Origin of the sequence: Amycolatopsis benzoatilytica AK 16/65 (assembly GCF_000383915.1) — a bacterium.
Classification (GTDB): Bacteria; Actinomycetota; Actinomycetes; order Mycobacteriales; family Pseudonocardiaceae; genus Amycolatopsis; species Amycolatopsis benzoatilytica.
Genome location: NZ_KB912942.1, coordinates 2,850,277 through 2,866,265 on the forward strand (window position 1 = coordinate 2,850,277; position 15,989 = coordinate 2,866,265).

General features: G+C 71.2%; 21 protein-coding genes. 7 read left to right on the forward strand and 14 right to left on the reverse strand.

Going from position 1 to position 15,989, the window contains the following annotated elements; genetic code table 11:
• Positions 1–24: 24 nt before the first annotated feature.
• Positions 25–621, reverse strand: a complete 597-nt coding sequence (gene clsA, locus AMYBE_RS0113120; protein WP_020659842.1) for a cardiolipin synthase ClsA — start codon at positions 619–621, stop codon at positions 25–27.
• Between the two features lie 635 nt (positions 622–1,256).
• Positions 1,257–1,487 carry a hypothetical protein gene (locus AMYBE_RS0113125; protein WP_020659843.1) on the reverse strand — a complete coding sequence of 77 codons (231 nt, stop codon included), beginning with the start codon at positions 1,485–1,487 and terminating at the stop codon, positions 1,257–1,259.
• Between the two features lie 321 nt (positions 1,488–1,808).
• Here AMYBE_RS0113125 and AMYBE_RS46120 point away from each other — a divergent pair, with 321 nt between their 5' ends.
• Positions 1,809–2,276, forward strand: coding sequence for a hypothetical protein (locus tag AMYBE_RS46120; protein ID WP_245573381.1), 468 nt, complete (start codon positions 1,809–1,811; stop codon positions 2,274–2,276).
• A gap of 118 nt (positions 2,277–2,394) precedes the next feature.
• Here AMYBE_RS46120 and AMYBE_RS0113135 read toward each other — a convergent pair whose 3' ends face one another.
• Both AMYBE_RS0113135 and AMYBE_RS0113140 read right to left on the reverse strand, forming a co-directional pair.
• A complete protein-coding gene (locus AMYBE_RS0113135; protein WP_020659845.1) occupies positions 2,395–4,101 on the reverse strand; it encodes an AMP-binding protein in 1,707 nt (568 codons plus the stop codon).
• Positions 4,102–4,137: 36 nt separating this feature from the next.
• Positions 4,138–4,989 (reverse strand): crotonase/enoyl-CoA hydratase family protein, encoded by an 852-nt coding sequence (locus AMYBE_RS0113140; protein ID WP_020659846.1) that lies wholly within the window; start codon positions 4,987–4,989, stop codon positions 4,138–4,140.
• Between the two features lie 104 nt (positions 4,990–5,093).
• On the opposite strand from AMYBE_RS0113140, the gene AMYBE_RS0113145 reads away from it, so the two are divergent.
• Positions 5,094–5,978, forward strand: a complete 885-nt coding sequence (locus AMYBE_RS0113145) for an alpha/beta fold hydrolase (RefSeq protein WP_020659847.1) — start codon at positions 5,094–5,096, stop codon at positions 5,976–5,978.
• Here AMYBE_RS0113145 and AMYBE_RS0113150 read toward each other — a convergent pair.
• The 8 genes from AMYBE_RS0113150 to rpmB all read right to left on the reverse strand — a co-directional run bounded on the left by AMYBE_RS0113150 (position 5,966) and on the right by rpmB (position 9,925).
• On the reverse strand, positions 5,966–6,742 hold the full coding sequence (locus AMYBE_RS0113150; RefSeq protein ID WP_027927619.1) for a PIG-L family deacetylase: 777 nt from the start codon (positions 6,740–6,742) through the stop codon (positions 5,966–5,968). The genes AMYBE_RS0113145 and AMYBE_RS0113150 overlap by 13 nt on opposite strands.
• A 29-nt stretch (positions 6,743–6,771) precedes the next feature.
• The gene (gene cobA / locus AMYBE_RS0113155; protein WP_020659849.1) at positions 6,772–7,998 is read right to left on the reverse strand and encodes a uroporphyrinogen-III C-methyltransferase; all 1,227 of its coding nucleotides are present in this window, start codon (positions 7,996–7,998) and stop codon (positions 6,772–6,774) included.
• Positions 7,999–8,107: 109 nt separating this feature from the next.
• Entirely contained in the window at positions 8,108–8,566 is a 459-nt protein-coding gene (locus AMYBE_RS0113160) for a GNAT family N-acetyltransferase (protein ID WP_020659850.1), read from the reverse strand.
• 14 nt (positions 8,567–8,580) lie between these two features.
• Complete coding sequence (locus tag AMYBE_RS45430; protein WP_020659851.1) at positions 8,581–8,943, reverse strand: hypothetical protein; 363 nt, start codon at positions 8,941–8,943, stop codon at positions 8,581–8,583.
• Positions 8,944–8,973: 30 nt separating this feature from the next.
• The gene (rpsR, locus tag AMYBE_RS0113170; RefSeq protein ID WP_020659852.1) at positions 8,974–9,219 is read right to left on the reverse strand and encodes a 30S ribosomal protein S18; all 246 of its coding nucleotides are present in this window, start codon (positions 9,217–9,219) and stop codon (positions 8,974–8,976) included.
• Positions 9,216–9,521 carry a 30S ribosomal protein S14 gene (gene rpsN, locus AMYBE_RS0113175; protein WP_020659853.1) on the reverse strand — a complete coding sequence of 102 codons (306 nt, stop codon included), beginning with the start codon at positions 9,519–9,521 and terminating at the stop codon, positions 9,216–9,218. Before rpsN ends, rpsR begins: the two co-directional genes overlap by 4 nt.
• Positions 9,521–9,688, reverse strand: coding sequence for a 50S ribosomal protein L33 (rpmG, locus tag AMYBE_RS0113180; RefSeq protein ID WP_005149953.1), 168 nt, complete (start codon positions 9,686–9,688; stop codon positions 9,521–9,523). The genes rpsN and rpmG overlap by 1 nt, the downstream gene beginning before the upstream one ends.
• Complete coding sequence (gene rpmB, locus AMYBE_RS0113185) at positions 9,689–9,925, reverse strand: 50S ribosomal protein L28 (protein WP_027927620.1); 237 nt, start codon at positions 9,923–9,925, stop codon at positions 9,689–9,691. It lies immediately after the preceding gene.
• Between the two features lie 78 nt (positions 9,926–10,003).
• On the opposite strand from rpmB, the gene mrf reads away from it, so the two are divergent.
• From mrf to AMYBE_RS0113205, 4 genes are read left to right on the forward strand one after another with little or no spacing between them, the layout of a single operon-like run.
• Entirely contained in the window at positions 10,004–11,254 is a 1,251-nt protein-coding gene (gene mrf / locus AMYBE_RS0113190) for a ribosome hibernation factor-recruiting GTPase MRF (protein ID WP_027927621.1), read from the forward strand.
• On the forward strand, positions 11,251–11,514 hold the full coding sequence (locus AMYBE_RS0113195; protein WP_020659856.1) for a type B 50S ribosomal protein L31: 264 nt from the start codon (positions 11,251–11,253) through the stop codon (positions 11,512–11,514). Before mrf ends, AMYBE_RS0113195 begins: the two co-directional genes overlap by 4 nt.
• Positions 11,514–11,672, forward strand: a complete 159-nt coding sequence (rpmF, locus tag AMYBE_RS0113200; RefSeq protein ID WP_020659857.1) for a 50S ribosomal protein L32 — start codon at positions 11,514–11,516, stop codon at positions 11,670–11,672. The genes AMYBE_RS0113195 and rpmF overlap by 1 nt, the downstream gene beginning before the upstream one ends.
• Complete coding sequence (locus AMYBE_RS0113205; RefSeq protein WP_020659858.1) at positions 11,669–12,763, forward strand: GTP-binding protein; 1,095 nt, start codon at positions 11,669–11,671, stop codon at positions 12,761–12,763. The genes rpmF and AMYBE_RS0113205 overlap by 4 nt, the downstream gene beginning before the upstream one ends.
• Before the next feature lie 154 nt (positions 12,764–12,917).
• Here the strand turns inward: AMYBE_RS0113205 and AMYBE_RS0113210 are convergent, their stop codons facing one another.
• On the reverse strand, positions 12,918–13,997 hold the full coding sequence (locus AMYBE_RS0113210) for a zinc-binding dehydrogenase (RefSeq protein WP_020659859.1): 1,080 nt from the start codon (positions 13,995–13,997) through the stop codon (positions 12,918–12,920).
• 145 nt (positions 13,998–14,142) lie between these two features.
• On the opposite strand from AMYBE_RS0113210, the gene AMYBE_RS0113215 reads away from it, so the two are divergent.
• Positions 14,143–15,846 carry an MFS transporter gene (locus AMYBE_RS0113215; RefSeq protein ID WP_020659860.1) on the forward strand — a complete coding sequence of 568 codons (1,704 nt, stop codon included), beginning with the start codon at positions 14,143–14,145 and terminating at the stop codon, positions 15,844–15,846.
• Here AMYBE_RS0113215 and AMYBE_RS44835 read toward each other — a convergent pair.
• The gene (locus tag AMYBE_RS44835; protein ID WP_154676188.1) at positions 15,833–15,988 is read right to left on the reverse strand and encodes a hypothetical protein; all 156 of its coding nucleotides are present in this window, start codon (positions 15,986–15,988) and stop codon (positions 15,833–15,835) included. The genes AMYBE_RS0113215 and AMYBE_RS44835 overlap by 14 nt on opposite strands.
• Between the last annotated feature and the right edge of the window lies 1 nt (position 15,989).

The following is a 15,989-nucleotide window of genomic DNA, read 5'->3' on the forward strand; positions in this document are numbered from 1 at the left end:
GTGCTGTTGGCGCAGATCTTCCCATCACCGGGTGCGCAGCGCGCGCACCGCCTGCACCACGTAAAGCGCGCCGGACCAGACATAGAGGACGCCGCCCCAGACCATGAACCCGTAGGCGATCGGCCGCGAGATCGCGGCGAGGGTCGAGCCGCCCTGAGTGAGCAGCAGGAACGGGAAGGCGTACATGAGGACGAACGTCGCGCCCTTGCCGATGTAGGTGACCTCGGGCGGCGCGAACCCGCCCCGGCGCAGCGCCAGGACACACCCGCCGAGCACCAGCTCGCGCAGCACCAGCGGCGCGACGACCCACCAGGGGACGATGTCGCGGATCAGGAAGGCGACCAGGGTGGCGAGGATGTAGAGCCGGTCGGCCGCCGGGTCGAGCAGCTGGCCGAGCCGCGACATCTGGTCCAGCCAGCGGGCGAGCTTGCCGTCGAGCCAGTCGGTGAGCGCGGAGAAGATCAGCAGGGCGAGCGCCCAGCCGTCCTCTTTCGGGCCGAGCAGCAGCCAGAGGAAGACCGGCACGCCGGCCAGCCGCAGCAAGGACAGCAGGTTCGGGATGGTCAGCGCCTGCCGCCACAGGGGAGGCTCGGTTCTGGGCTCGTCGGGGGCGGTGGTCACAGGGTGAGCCTAGTGGGGCACAGCTGGTCGAGAGCTTGGGCGGGGCCGTGCGCGGCGGTTCGGGGGAACCGTCGCCCGGTGCCCCGCAGCGGGATTGCCGGGGCTTCGGATCGACGTGCCGGACGGAGGCTGGGCGCTTGAGGCGGAGTCGGCGCGGCGGCGGCCGGAGTCAGCGGGGCGGCGGACGGTCGGCGGAGCAGCAGCCGAAGTCCAGTGCGGTGGCGGACGCAGTCGGCGCGGAGGCGGGCGGGTCGGACCGTCCGGCAGCCGCGCGAGTTGGAGGCTGGGCGTTTGAGCCGCGAGCGCCCGGGGCAGTAAGGGTTGCGGCTCGGGGTGCGGGCTTCGGGGCCGCGGCGGGGAGCCGGATGGCAGGTCCGGTCCAGCGGTTCGCACGGGGGTGCGGGTCGTCCAGGTCTCGCGTGGGGCGATCGCTCGGCTGGGAGCGAAAGCGAATCGGTTCAGGCCGGTGCAGGGGAAACGCTGCTGGAACGATTCTGTTCTCGCCATGGGCGAATTCCCGTTCCTGCCGGGGAATTCGCGGCCAGGGCGGCACCGCGGCCGGAAGGTGCTCCGGCCCGGGGCGACGCGACATCAGCGGGAGAGGCCGGTTCAGCGCTGTTCCCGCGAGGAGCGGATCAGTGCGACCGGCGGTTTCCGCTCCGGCGGTGGCTCCATCCGCGGATCTGCAGCTGGGCGTTGCTCAGCGTTTCCGGGCGGCCGCGGCCGTCGGTGCCCACCCAGCGGGGGCTGACGCCGCCCGCCTCGAGGACGTACGGACGGCCGCCGCACCAGACGACGCTGCAGGGTTCGGTCGGCGGGATGGTCGGGTCGTCGGCAGTGGCTGCGGGGACGGTTTCGGTGCTCATGTTCTGGGCGGCTCGCGCTCTCTGGGTCGGGCTTCGGGAATCGGCGGACGCGGGGGCGTCCACCCGGTACGTCGGCGCGGAAGGCTCCGGCGTTAACCGCCGCCGGCGGGATTCGTCCGATCGATTTCCCGTGGCGAAACGGATTTTCGGGTCCGGAACCGGGATCTCACCGTCCACAATAGACTGACCAGCCCCTGTGCGGGAGTGTCGGTGCCGCTCAGCGCGGGCGCGAGGGGCCAGAATGACGGCGACCCTGGCGAAAGGATCCCGGTGCTCCCGTCGAAACCCGTGTGCCGGCCGTGGTGCGCGGCCGTGATCGCGATGGCCGCGCTCTCCGCCTGTTCGGGGGATCCAGCCCCACCGCAAGCTGGATCTCCGGCGCCCTCCGCAATCGCCTCGGCGGCGCCGAGCACACACGCTCCCCCGCCGCTGCCGCAGACCGGCGACAGCTCGGCGCCGCCGAGCACCCCTGCCGCTGCGCCGAAGCCGTCGAAGCAGCCGCCCGCGGCACCGCCGGGCACGCCAGGCACCTGCGGCACGGTCACCGCGGCCAGCGGGCTGACGCTGTACGTCTACGACCCCAAGGCCATCCCGTGCCCGGCGGCGATGACGCTGGTCAAGAAGTTCCACGCGGCGATCAACGGCAAGCAGCCCGCCGGGTCGAACAGCCCGGTCAACGCGACCGTCGACGGCTGGCTGTGCGTTTCCGGTCCGCCTGCCGCGCAGGGCGGCACGACGTGCAGCAAGGGCGAGCAGACCGTGCTGGCGGCCGTCGTGCCCGCCGAGTAGCGCTTGTGCCCGGTCGCCGGTCCGTGAAGGGAACATTCACCGACTCTGAGTCCCTCAAGGGGCCCTTCACGGACCTGGCGGGCGGGCGGGGAGGCGGACCTCGCCAGACTGGCTGGGCTCAGCCCTTGAGGTCCGGGAAATCGTCTTCGCGGTACTCGCCGTCGGGCCGTCCGCCCTGCTCGCGTCCGCGCAGCTCGACCCGGCGGATCTTGCCCGAGATGGTCTTCGGCAGCTCCGCGAACTGCAGCCGGCGGATCCGCTTGTACGGCGCGAGGTGCTCTCGCGCGTACGCGAGGATCGCCCGTGCGGTCTCAGCGGACGGCTCGTGCCCAGCGGCGAGCACCACGTACGCCTTGGGCACCGACAGCCGGATCGGGTCCGGTGCGGGCACCACGGCGGCCTCGGCGACCGCCTCGTGCTCCAGCAGGACGCTCTCCAGCTCGAACGGCGAGATCCGGTAGTCCGACGCCTTGAAGACGTCGTCGGTGCGGCCCACGTAGGTCAGGTAGCCCCGCTCGTCGACCGAAGCGACGTCGCCGGTGTGGTAGTAGCCGTTCGCGAAGGCGGCCGAGGTGCGCTCGTCGTCGTCCGCGTAGCCGGCCATCAAGCCCACCGGCCGGTGTGCGAGGTCCAGGCAGATCTCGCCCTCGGTCGTGCGCTCGCCGGTGACCGGGTCGACCAGTGCGACCGCGAACCCGGGCAGCGGCCGGCCCATCGAACCCGCGACCACGTCCTGGCCGGGCGTGTTCGCGACCTGGACGCTCGTCTCGGTCTGGCCGAAGCCGTCCCGGATGGTGACGCCCCAGGCCTTCTCGACCTGTTCGATCACCTCGGGGTTGAGCGGCTCCCCCGCGCCGACGACCTTCTTCGGCGGGGTCTTCAGCGCGCGCAGGTCGGCCTGGATGAGCATCCGCCAGACCGTCGGCGGAGCGCAGAAGCTGGTGACGGCGCACCGGTCCATCTGCGCCATCAGCGCGGCCGCGTCGAACCGGGCGTAGTTGTACAGGAACACCGTGGCCTCGGCGTTCCACGGCGCGAAGAAGTTGCTCCACGCGTGCTTGGCCCAGCCGGGCGACGAGATGTTGAGGTGCACGTCGCCCGGCTGCAGCCCGATCCAGTACATTGTGGACAGATGGCCGACCGGATAGGAAACGTGCGTGTGCTGCACGAGTTTCGGCTTCGCGGTGGTGCCCGAGGTGAAGTAGAGCAGCAGCGGGTCCCCGGCGCGGGTGACGCCGTCCGGGGTGAATTCGCCCGGCTCGGCGTAGGCGGTGGCGAACGCGTGCCAGCCCGGCACCGGCTCGCCGACCGCGATCCGCGTGTAGTCCCCCGCCACCCCGGCGAACTTCTCCGCGTCGGCATCCCGCACGATCACGTGCCTGGCGTTGCCGCGCTCGACGCGGTCGACCAGGTCGGCCGGGCCGAGCAGGGTCGACGCCGGGATCACCACCGCGCCGAGCTTGATCGCCGCGAGGATCGTTTCCCAGAGTTCGCCCTGGTTGCCGAGCATGACGATCACCCGGTCGCCGCGAGTCACGCCGAGCCCGCGCAGCCAGTTCGCGACCTGGTTGGACCGGGCCGACATCTCCGGGAACGTCCAGCGGTTCTCGCGGCCGTCCTCTTCCACGATCCACAGCGCGTACCGCTGCGCGTTGGCCGGGTCGCGGGCGATCGCGTCGAACCAGTCCAGCGCCCAGTTGAACTCGTCCAGCCGCGGCCAGGAGAACTCGCGGTAAGCGGTTTCGTAGTCCTCGCGATGAGCCTGCAGGTAGTCCCGCGCCGCGCGGAACGCCTCGTAACCGGTGACCTCAGCTCCGTTGCTCACGTCATGCTCCTCGTGCTCGCCGTGCCTGCCCCGTTTCTACTCGCCCTTGAACTCCGGCGCCCGTCGCTCCAGGAACGCCTGGACCGCTTCTTGGAGGTCCTTGCTGGGCAGGAACGCCGAGTTCCACGCGGCGACATAGCGCAGGCCCTCGACCACGTCCCGCTCAGTGTTCGCCGAGAGCACCTGCTTGGTGCCCTGCACGACCAGCGGCGGGTTGGCGGCGATCTCCGCAGCCAGCTCGCGGGCCTTGGCCAGCAGCGTCTCCTGGTCCGGATACACGTCGTTGACCAGGCCGATCTTCTCCGCACGGGCGGCGTCGATGTCCTTTCCGGTGAGCGCGAGCTCGCGAACGTGGCCCTCGCCGATGATCGGCGCGAGCCGCTGCAGGCTGCCGATGTCGGCGACGATGGCGACCTTGACCTCGCGGACGCTGAACTTGGCGTCTTCGCTGGCCAGGCGGATGTCGGCGGCGGTGATGACGTCCACGCCGCCGCCGATGCACCAGCCGGAGACAGCGGCGACGACCGGCTTGCGGCATTCCGCGATCGAGCTGACCGCCTGCTGCAGCCGCTGGACCTCGCGGTGGAACTCGGTGCGCGGCCCGGCCAGCGCGTCGCCGGCCAGCAGCGGAGCCCAGCTGCCCATCATCGCGGGCAGGTCGAGGCCGTAGGAGAAGTGCTTGCCGCCGCCGGTCAGAACGACCGAGCGGACGCGCGGGTCGGTGTCCAGCGCGGCGAACACCAGCGGCAGCTCGTTCCAGAAGTCGGGGCCCATGGCGTTGCCCTTGCCCGGGCCAAGCAACGTCACCTCGGCGACCGGTCCGTCGAGGTCGACGCGCAGGGACTTGAGTTCGGGCAGGGCGGCTACAGGTTCGGTCATGCCGGTCATCTTCGCTCATCGCCGCGGACTCGGCTCATCCCGGTTGACACTGTGCCAACACGGTTGGGGCATGCTTTCCTGGAGATTCGAAAGTGAAGAGGGGAGGCGCCCGCATGGATCCGGCAACGGCACCCGCCGCCGACGATGCCTCCACCGCGCCAGCACCGCCCGCTCCGGCGCGCAAGGCCCGGCCGATCGAGCTGTCCGGCTCGTTCCGGCACGACGGCCACCGCCTGTGCTACACCGAGTACGGCAGCGGCGACCGCGTCGTCGTGCTGATGCACGGCATCATGTTGACCAGGCGGATGCACGCGCCGCTGGCCCGCCGGCTGGCCGGCGCGGGGTTCCGCGTGGTGACCCTCGATCTGCTCGGCCACGGCGATTCGGACCGGCCGACCCAGTCCTGGCGATATTCGATGCCCGCGTTCGGCGAACAGGCAGTCGCGCTGCTGGATCACCTGGAGGTCCCGGACGCGGTGATCGGCGGAACCTCGCTGGGCGCGAACGTCGCGCTGGAGGTAGGCGCGGCCGCGCCGTCGCGGGCGCGGGGGCTGGTGGTGGAGATGCCGGTGCTCGACAACGCGATCGTGGCCGGCCTGCTGACCTTCGCCCCGCTGCTGTTCGCGGCCCGCTTCCTGCCCTCGACAGTGCGCGGCGTAGCGCTGGCCGCGCACCTGGTCCCGCAGGGAAACCAGTGGGTGGACGTCGTCCGGGACACGCTCAGCCAGGAGCCAGCCCCGATGGCCGCGCTGCTGCACGGCGTGCTCTTCGGCCGGATCGCGCCGCCGAAGTCGGTGCGGTCGGCGATCGCCACGCCGGCGCTGGTGATCGGGCACGAAGGCGACCCGATCCATCCGTTCGGTGACGCGGGCAGCCTGGCCGAGGACCTGCCGCGGGCGGAGTTCGTGCAGGCGCGCAGCCCGGTGGAGCTGCGGCTCGATCCGCAGCGGCTGACCGCGGCGATCCGGGACTTCGCGTTCCGCTGTTATCCCGGCTGATTCTCCTCGGCGTCGGCGGGCTCCGGCGGCGCCTGCAGGTCGTGGGCGCGAAACAGCACGGCGTGTTCGACGCCCATGGCTTTGCCACTCATGGCGGCGAACTGGGGAATGAAGTCCCGCGGCGCGGGGTGGTCCGGAAGCGCGGCCAGGTACGCGGCGTGCGCCTCGAGGGAAGCGACACCCCGCCGCAGCGGCTCGCCAGTGACGTCGACGCCGTGGGTCGCGCCGGAACCGGCCGGCCCTGGGACGAGGTACCAGCGCACCGAATGCGGGGCCAGGCCCTCGTCGTCGATCTGCTCCGGGAAGACCCACCGGTTGCCCGCGTCGCGGATCGCGTCGAGCGTGGCGAGCCCGGCAGCGCGGTGGTCGGCCTGGTCGAAGCCGTAAGGCGTTTCGACCTCGAACGAGGTGCCGAGCAGGACGTCGGGCTTGAACCGGCGGATCTCGCGGCAGATGTCCCGGCGCAGGTCGAGTCCGTAGACGAGCACGCCGTCTGGATGGTCGAGGACGGTCAGCCGCTCGACTCCGACGGCCGCGCAGGCGTTGCGCTGTTCGGCGACGCGCAGCCGGGCCGTCTCCTCGGGCGGGTTCGGCATCCCTGCCTCGCCGCGAGTGAGCAGGAGGTAGCCGACCTCGATGCCGCGAGCGGTCCAGCGCGCGACGGCCGCGGACGTGCCGTACTCCATGTCGTCCGGGTGCGCGACAACGCAGAGCACGCGCTGGAAGGACTCCTCGGGCAGTCCAGGCAAAGTCATGCCGGACATCTTCGCGCGGGGACGGCCCGCTGTCTGCGTTACCGCGCCTGATTCCGGTCCAGCCCGGCCACCGGGCCGAAGACGATCACCGCCGGCGGCCGAACTCCGGCGGCGGCCGCTTCCTCGGCCACCGTGGACAGCTTCGACCGCAGCACCCGCTCGGTCCGCATCGTGCCGTCCTCGATCACCGCGACCGGTGTGTCGCCCGGGCGGCCGCCTTCCAGCAGCGCGGCGGCGAACTTCGGGAGCCGTTCCACGCCCATCATCAGCACGATCGTGCCGTTCATCCGGGCCAGCATCGACCAGTCCACCAGCGACCGCTCGTCCCCCGGCGCGACGTGCCCGGACACCACGACAACCTCGTGCGCCACCCCGCGGTGCGTCACCGGGACGTCAGCCACCGCGGGCACCGAGAACGCCGACGTGATGCCGGGAACCATCGTGACCGGCACGCCGGCCTCGGCGCACGCCTGGACCTCTTCGAACCCGCGGCCGAACAGGTACGGATCGCCGCCCTTCAGCCGGACCACGAACTTGCCTTCGCGGGCCTTCTCGATCAGCGTGCGATTGATCACGTCCTGGCTGGCCGCACGGCCGTACGGAATCTTCGCCGCGTCGACGACCTCGACTTCCGGCGCGAGCTCGTCCAGCAGCTCGCGCGGACCGAGCCGGTCGACGACCACGACGTCGGCGCGGGACAGCAGCCGGCGGCCGCGAACGGTGATCAGGTCCGGGTCGCCGGGCCCGCCGCCGACCAGGGCGACCCCGGGCAGGACATCGTCTGCGCGCGGGGCCGGGCCACCGGCCACCGCGCCGGAGTGCAGGGCGTCGAGGATCGAGTCGCGGACCGCCGCCGAACGCAGCGGCTCGCCGCCGGACAGGACGCCGAACAGGAGGCCGCCGTGCCGGCCGGAAGCCGGGGTAACCGCGGAGCCGGCCTCGCCGTCGTCGGCCCGGACGCAGAAGACGCGTTCCCGCTCCGCCTCGGCGCAGATCGCCGCGTTGGCTTCCGGGTCGTTCGTGCAGGCCAGCGCGTACCACGCGTCCCGGAGGTCGCCCGCGGCGTAACGACGCTGGTGCCAGACCACCTCGCCCGCGTCCGCCAGGCCCTGCACGGACGGCGTCGTCGACGGCGACACCAGCTCGATGCGCGCGCCTGCGCTGATCAGGCGGGGCAGCCGGCGCTGCGCCACCGTGCCGCCGCCGAAGACCACGACGCGGCGGCCGGTCAGGTTCAGGCCGGAGAGGTAGTGCGGGTCGTCCATGCCAGGAATCTAACAGCGGCGCGCAGCGCCTCCGTTGAGGGCAGCGGAGGGGACGAAGGCGGAAGCCGCGCCGCTGGGCCGGTCCGCCCGTCCGGCGTGGCTTGCGCCACTACAGCTCGCGGGTCAGGTAAACGCTGTTCGGATCCTCCACATAGGACCCGAACGGCGCACAGTCGGCAAACCCGGCTTTGCGGTACAGGCGGCGTGCGGGCGCGAAGAACTCCATGCTGCCGGTTTCCAGCGAAACCCTCGTCACGCCTCGGGACCGCGCATCCTGCAACGCGTGCTCCAGCAGCCGCGACGCGATCCCGGCGCCACGCCGCGCGGGGGCGGTCCGCATGCTCTTCAGCTCTTCGTGCCTGTTGGACAGTCCGGCCAGCGCGACGGTGCCCACGATCGCCTCGCTCTCCCGCGCGACCCACAGGCGCACGCTCGGCTGCCGCAACGCGGTCAAGTCCAGCGCGTGCTGGCTCTCCACCGGCGCGGTCGGGGCAAGGTCGGCCAGGTGTTCCCGGAGGAAAGCGGCCAGGCGGACGTCGTCGAAATCGGCCAAAGACACTTCGAGCATGCCGCCATCCAACCTCAAGCCGCCCGGAACACCGGTCCGCGCGGCACGAACGGCAGCCGGGTGCCGTCGCGGCCGCGGACCTTCGCCCGGCCCGCGAGCCGATCCGGTGGCCTCGGAACGCCGATCAGGTCGTCCGGCGCGCGCTGGGCGCCGGGCAACGAGACGCAGTCGAGGCTCGGTGCCGTGGCGAAATCCCGGACCGGCGACGGTTTCCGGATTCCGGGCGCGCCTCGGAGGAACACCGGCCGGCCTACCGCGGTGGTGAGCAGGATGCGGGGCAGCTGGGCAGGCGCGACGGTGAGCTGGGCGTGCTCGACGTGGACACCTCCGGTGTCGGGACATCCTCGCGCGACGCCCGTTTCGTCCCGCCTGGTCATGCGCCGGGCCAGCTGCCCGCATCCGGTTTTTCAGCCCCGCGCCGCCCCCGGGTACGGCAGCAGCGCCATCTCGCGGGCGTTCTTGATCGCGGTGGCGACCTGTTTCTGTTGCTGCGGCGTCAATCCGGTCACCCGGCGGGCGCGGATCTTGCCCCGGTCGGAGATGAATTTCCGCAGCAGGTCCGCGTCTTTCCAGTCGACCCGGGTGATTCCGGCCGCATGCAACGGATTCGGGCGGCGGCGCGGCGAGCGATCCGGCTTGGGCACGGCGGTCACCAACTCGACTTCGAGACGCCGGGCAGTTCGCCGTTGTGCGCCATCTGCCGCATCCGTACGCGGGACAGCCCGAACTTGCGCAGGTATCCGCGCGGGCGGCCGTCGGCGGCGTCGCGGTTGCGGATCCGGGTCGGGCTGGCGTCGCGCGGCATCCGCTGCAGCGCGACGACCGCGTCGGCCTTCTCCTCCGGCGAAGCCGACGGAGACGCGATCACCGCCTTCAGCGCGCGCCGCCGTTCGACGTACCGCGCCGCGATCACCTTGCGCTGCTCGTTCTTCGCGATCTTCGATTTCTTCGCCATCAGCGTTCTTCCTTGAATTCGACGTGCTTGCGCGCCACCGGGTCGTACTTGCGCAGCACCATCCGGTCCGGGTCGTTACGCCGGTTCTTCTTCGTCACGTACGTGTAGCCAGTGCCGGCGGTGGACCGCAGCTTGATGATCGGCCGGATGTCCGTGCTCTTCGCCATCTAGAACTTCACCCCCTTCGCGACCAGCTCCGCGACGACCGCCTCGATGCCGCGCTTGTCGATCGTCTTCATCCCCTTCGCGGACACCTTGAGCCGCACGGTGCGACCGAGGCTCGGCACGAAGTAGCGGCGGCTCTGCAGATTCGGCTCCCAGCGCCGCGAGGTGCGACGGTGCGAATGCGAGACCTGCTTGCCGTAGCCCGGCTTGCGGCCGGTGACCTGGCACACGGCTGACACGGACCCTCCCAAGTTGATAGTGACATTCGTTTTCAACTACGCTCGCCACCGTACCCCGCCCCGTCCTCTGGAGTTCCAGTGCCCCAACGTCCGCGCGTCCCGCTCGTGCTCGTCAGCGGTCTCGCCCCGGCCCCGAACGACGCCCTCGCCACGCTCCTGCTCCACGCGAGCCCCGGCACCGCCGTCGTCCACCACGACCTGCGCGACATCGGCTCCGGCGTCGTCCGCCGGCGGCTGCAACTGCGCGGCCGCGACGAGCTGACACCGCTCGAACTCGCGCACGGCTGCGTCAACTGCACCCTGCGCGAGGACCTGCTGCCACTGCTGCGGCGGCTGGCCCGGATGCCGCAGGTCGACCGCATCGTGGTGCGGCTGGACGAGGCGATGGAGCCGGAGCCGGTGAGCTGGGCGGTCCGCAATGTCCTGGTCGGCGACCGGCCGGTGATCGACGACGTCGAGTTCGAGGCGGTGTTCGCGGTGGTCGACTGCGCTACCTGGCTCGCCGACGTCACCGGCGACGACCTCCTCGCCGACCGCGGCCTGCAAGGCAGCCCGGAAGACGAACGAACGGTCGCGCAAGTCGCGCTGTCCCAAGCGGAATCGGCGGACGTGCTGGTGCTCGCCAACGCCGCGCCGGACGCGTGGACCGCGGCCAAATCGTCCGCCGTGCTGGACCGCGTCGCGCCTTCGGTACCCAGGATCGAGCTGGCTCGCGCCAATGCCGCCGAACTGCTTGGCGCGGTCCCGGCCGGCGCGCGGCGGGGCGAAGTCACCGACCTGCACGGCGCGTTGCTGCGCGGTGAACCGCCGCTGCACGCCGACTGCGGGATCGAACTGGTCCAGTTCACTGCCCAGCGGCCGTTCCACCCGGAACGGCTGCACGAAGCGATCGACCTGCTGCTCGAAGGCGTGGTCCGCACGCGCGGCCGGGCCTGGGTAGCCAGCCAGCCGGATGTCGCGTTCTGGATCGAGTCGGCAGGCGGCGGCCTCGGGATCGGGCACGCCGGGCCGTGGCTCGCCGCACCGGACGGACCCGCCTGGGCGGAGGTCTCCCCCGAACGCCGCACCCTCGCGTCGCTGCGCTGGGACCCGGTGCACGGCGACCGCGCACAGGAGCTGGTGATCGTGACCGATCAGGCCACCCCCGCCGAGATCGAAGCCGCGCTCCAGGAGGCGCTGCTCACCGACGCCGAACTCGCCGAGGGCGAAGCCGCCTGGCGCGAGTACCCCGACCCGTTCGGGAACTGGCACGAGGACCCGTGCGAAGACCCCGAAGAAGAACCAGACCGGCATGCCAATGCCGCCAACCGAAAGGACGAAACCCGGTGAAACCCGGCATCCACCCCGACTACCACCCGGTGGTCTTCAAGGACTCGTCGACCGGCGACGCGTTCCTGACCCGCTCCACGATCAGGTCGCAGCGGACGATCGAATGGACCGACGGGCACACGTATCCGCTGGTCGTGGTCGACATCAGCGCGTGGTCGCACCCGTTCTGGACCGGCACCCAGCGGATCATGGACTCGGCCGGGCAGGTCGAGAAGTTCCATCGCCGCTACGGCGTCCGCAAGAGCGGAGGCGCCCGCTGATGGCCGTCCCGAAGCGGAAAATGTCGCGCAGCAACACCCGGTCCCGCCGCGCGCAGTGGAAGGCGGCGGTGCCGGACCTGGTGCCGATCGTCGTGGACGGCGAGCGGAAACTGGTGCCGCGCAAACTGATCAACCATTTCCAGCGGCTCGAGCGGTGAGCGTTCCGGTCACTGTCCTTTCCGGATTTCTCGGGGCTGGCAAGACCACCCTGCTCAACAGGATCCTGGCCAACCGCGACGGGCTGCGCGTCGCGGTGATCGTGAACGACATGAGCGAGGTCAACATCGACGCCCAGCTGGTCCGGGGCGGCGTGTCGCGGACCGAGGAGCGGCTGGTCGAGATGACCAACGGGTGCATCTGCTGCACCCTGCGGGAGGACCTGCTGGACGAGGTCGCGCGGCTGTGCGCGGAGGACCGGTTCGACCACCTGCTCATCGAGTCGAGCGGGATCTCCGAGCCGATGCCGGTGGCCGCGACGTTCTCGTTCCCGGACGAGGAGGGCGCGCCGGTGCTCTCCGGGGCGCGACTGGACACCATGGTCACCGTGGTGGACGCGGCGAACTTCGCCCGCGAACTCGCCCGGGGCGACACGCTGGCCGAGCGACGGCTCGACCAGTACGACGGCGACGAGCGGACGGTCAGCGACCTGCTGATGGACCAGGTCGAGTTCGCCGACGTCCTGCTGCTCAGCAAGACCGACCTGGTGCCCGAGGCCGAGCGGGACCGGCTGATCGCGTCGCTGCGCCGGCTCAACCCGGTTGCCGACGTCGTGTCCGGCTCGTTCGGCCGGGTCCCGCTGGCGCGCGTGTTCGGCACCGGCCGATACGACGCCGAACGCGCGCAGCAGGCCCCCGGCTGGGTCGCCGAACTGAACGGCGACCACGTGCCGGAGACCGAGGAGTACGGGATCTCCAGCGTCGTGTTCCGCTCCGGCCGAGCGTTCGACCCGGGCCGGTTGTGGGAGTTCGTGACCGCCCGGCTGGACTCCGGCGAGTTCGGGACGGTGCTGCGGTCGAAGGGATTCTTCAGCCTCAGCACCCGTCCCGGCCTGCTCGGACTGTGGTCGCAGGCGGGCAGCGTCGCACGGTTCGAGCCGCAGGGAGTCGCCGGAGAACCTCGGCAGGAGCTGGTGTTCATCGGGACCGGGCTTCAGCACGCCGCGTTGCGCGCCGCGCTCGAAGCCTGCCTCGCCGACTCCCCGGCGGCAGCGGACCCGTTTCCCGCGTGGGAGCCCGTTCACGTCCACTAAGGACAGTTCCGGCTCACGGCCGCTGGCCTGTCCGTGGAGGGCCCCTTGAGGGAATCCAAGTCCCTGAAGGGGCCCTTCACGGACAGACCGGCCCGCTGCCCACCCGGGCGTCACGACAGGACCACGTGCGACAAGCTTCAAGGGCAGTTCCGGCTCACGGCCGCAGCACCGTGAGCCGGAACCGCCCGCCTGCCTTCGCCGCGTGCTGCACGGCCTCGTCCGCCGCGGCCAGGGCGAACTCGTCCACCTGGAACTGAGCCAGGTCCAGCAGTCCGGAGCGCATCAGCGCGATCATCTTCGGCACCGCGTCGCGCGGGCACATCCAGCGGCCGCGCACGGTGATGCTGTTGCGCATCAGCCATGGGTACGGCAAGGCCAGATCGTCCCCGCCGAGCATCCCGACGCCGCCCATCAGCACGACGCGGCCGAACTCCCGGACAGTCATCGCCGCCGCGCGCGCCGCGGCTGAGGACGCGGACGGCGGCAAGATGTCCAGCACCAGGTCGACCGGTCCGGCCGCCGCTGCCTGCATCGCGGCGCGGTCCTCGTCCTCGTTCCCGGTCAGCACGACGGTCCGCACCCGGTTGCCGAACCTGCGTTCCAGATCGGCCAGCGCCTCCCGGTTCCGGCCCGGTGCGACGACCCGGCCCGCGCCCATCGCGACCGCCACCGCGACGGCGGCGCCGCCGTACGCCCCGGTCGCGCCGCTGACGACGACCGTCTCCCCCGGCTGCAGCCCGCCGTCGAGGAAGCCGCCGTACGGGACCAGACAAAGGCTGAGCATCGCCCACCGGCCCGCGTCGGCCGGGTCGATGTCGCCGAGCGGGATCGCGTTCTCGGTCGGGATCATCGCCTGCTCGGCCCAGCCGCCGTCGCGGAAGTGCCGCTGCAGCCGCAAACCGCCCTCGCCGCGCGCGCTCCAGCCTTGCAGCACGATGTCCGGCGTCACGGCGTCGTCGCGCGAACGGACCGTCGGGTCGCAGTACACCCAGTCGCCGGGCCGCAGCTTCGTCGCGTCCGGGCCGACCGAGCGCACCCGGCCGACCGCGCCGACGCCCGGGATCGCGGGCAGGTCGAGCAGGTAGCGCCGGGCTCCGCTCAGCACCTCGTCGGAGTAGTGCAGCACCGGGGCGGCGACCACATCCACGACCGCCTCGCCGGTGCCCGGCACCGGGTCCGCGACGTCCTCGACCGCGAGCGGACGGCCGAACTCTTTCAGCACAGCAGCTTTCACCAGATCCTCCTTGTTCTCCGACCATCCTCGCGAGGGCCGGCGAGGCCAGCCAGGAGTCAGCTGGTGCCAGGATCGGCGGCACCACGCGGTTCGTCCGGTTTGCGCCAGTTGATCAACCCAGGTTTATCAGCCTAGGCTGTTGATTATGACGGACCAAGCTCTCCGGGGACGGACGGCACGGAGCGGGCGGTACAAGTGGGTCGCGCTCTCGAACACCACACTGGGCGTGCTGATGTCGGCGCTCGACGGGTCGATCGTGATCATCTCGCTGCCCGCGATCTTCCGCGGGATCGGACTGGATCCGTTGTCCCCGGCCAACATCGGCTACTTGCTGTGGATGATCCTCGGCTACCTGCTGGTGTCCGCGGTGCTGGTGGTCGCGCTGGGCCGGCTGGGCGACATGTTCGGCCGGGTCCGGATGTACAACGTCGGGTTCGTCATTTTCAGTGTCGCGTCGGTGGCGCTGTCGTTCGACCCGTTCCGCGCCGGCGGCGGGGCCCTGTGGCTGATCGGCTGGCGAGTGGTGCAGGCGGTCGGCGGCGCGATGCTCACCGCCAACTCGGCGGCGATCCTCACCGACGCGTTCCCGCGCGAGCAACGCGGGATGGCGCTGGGGATCAACCAGATCACCGCGCTGGCCGGGCAGTTCCTCGGCCTCGTCGCGGGCGGCCTGCTCGCCGAACTCGACTGGCGCGCGGTGTTCTGGGTGAGCGTCCCGTTCGGCATCTTCGGCACCGTGTGGTCCATCCGCAGCCTGCGCGAGATCAGCAGCCCACGGCGGTCGAAGATCGACTGGGGCGGCAACGTCACCTTCGCGCTCGGCACCGCGGTGATCCTGGCCGCGATCACCTACGGCATCCAGCCCTACGCGGGCGCGGCGACCGGCTGGGGCAACCCGTGGGTGCTCGGCGGGCTCGGCTGCGGAATCGCCTCGCTGGTCGCGTTCTGCGTGATCGAGACCCGGGTCAAAACGCCGATGTTCCAGCTTTCGCTGTTTCGCATCCGGGCGTTCACCGCCGGCAACCTCGCCGCGCTGCTGACCGCGATCGCGCGCGGCGGGATGCAGTTCATGCTGATCATCTGGCTGCAGGGGATCTGGCTGCCGCTGCACGGGTACGACTACGAGCAGACCCCGCTCTGGGCGGGCATCTACCTGCTGCCGCTGACCGCCGGCTTCCTGATCGCCGGACCGGTCTCCGGCTTCCTGTCCGACCGCTTCGGCGCGCGGTTGTTCTCCACCGGCGGACTGCTGCTGGTCGCTGTGTCCTTCCTGGGCTTGCTGGTGCTGCCGGTCGACTTCAGCTATCCGGCGTTCGCCGCGCTGCTGGTGCTCAGCGGTATCGGGCAGGGCATGTTCTCCGCGCCCAACACCTCGGCGATCATGAGCAGCGTCCCGGACCACCAGCGCGGCGTCGCGTCCGGGATGCGGTCGACGTTCCAGAACTCCGGCACGTCGCTGTCCATCGGCGTGTTCTTCTCCTTGATGATCGCCGGACTGGCCGGCTCGCTCCCGGCAACGCTCACCGGAGGGCTGCAGGCGCACGGCGTCCCCGCGGACGTCGCGTCGAACATCGCCCAGCTGCCGCCGGTGAGCACCCTGTTCGCCGCGTTCCTGGGCAGCAACCCGGTGGCGCACTTGGTCGGGCCCGGCATGCTGGCCCAGCTCTCCCCCGCCGATGCCGGCGCCTTGACCGGCAAGGAGTTCTTCCCGAACCTGATCGCCGGGCCGTTCCACGACGGCCTGGTCACCGTCTTCACCGCGGCGGCGGCGATGGCGCTGGTCGCGGCCTTGGCGTCGGTCTCGCGGGGAAAGAGGTACTTCCACCCGGACGCGGTCAGCCGAAAGTGAGCACGATCTTGCCGTCCGGATTGCCCGCTTGGCACCGGCGCATCGCGTCAGCCCGCGGGGAGGTCGCCATGTCGCGGTGCGTCAACTCGCTTTTCGCGCAGAGAGCAGGCAGCCAGCCGAGTTGAGTCGCGAGCGAGGGCACC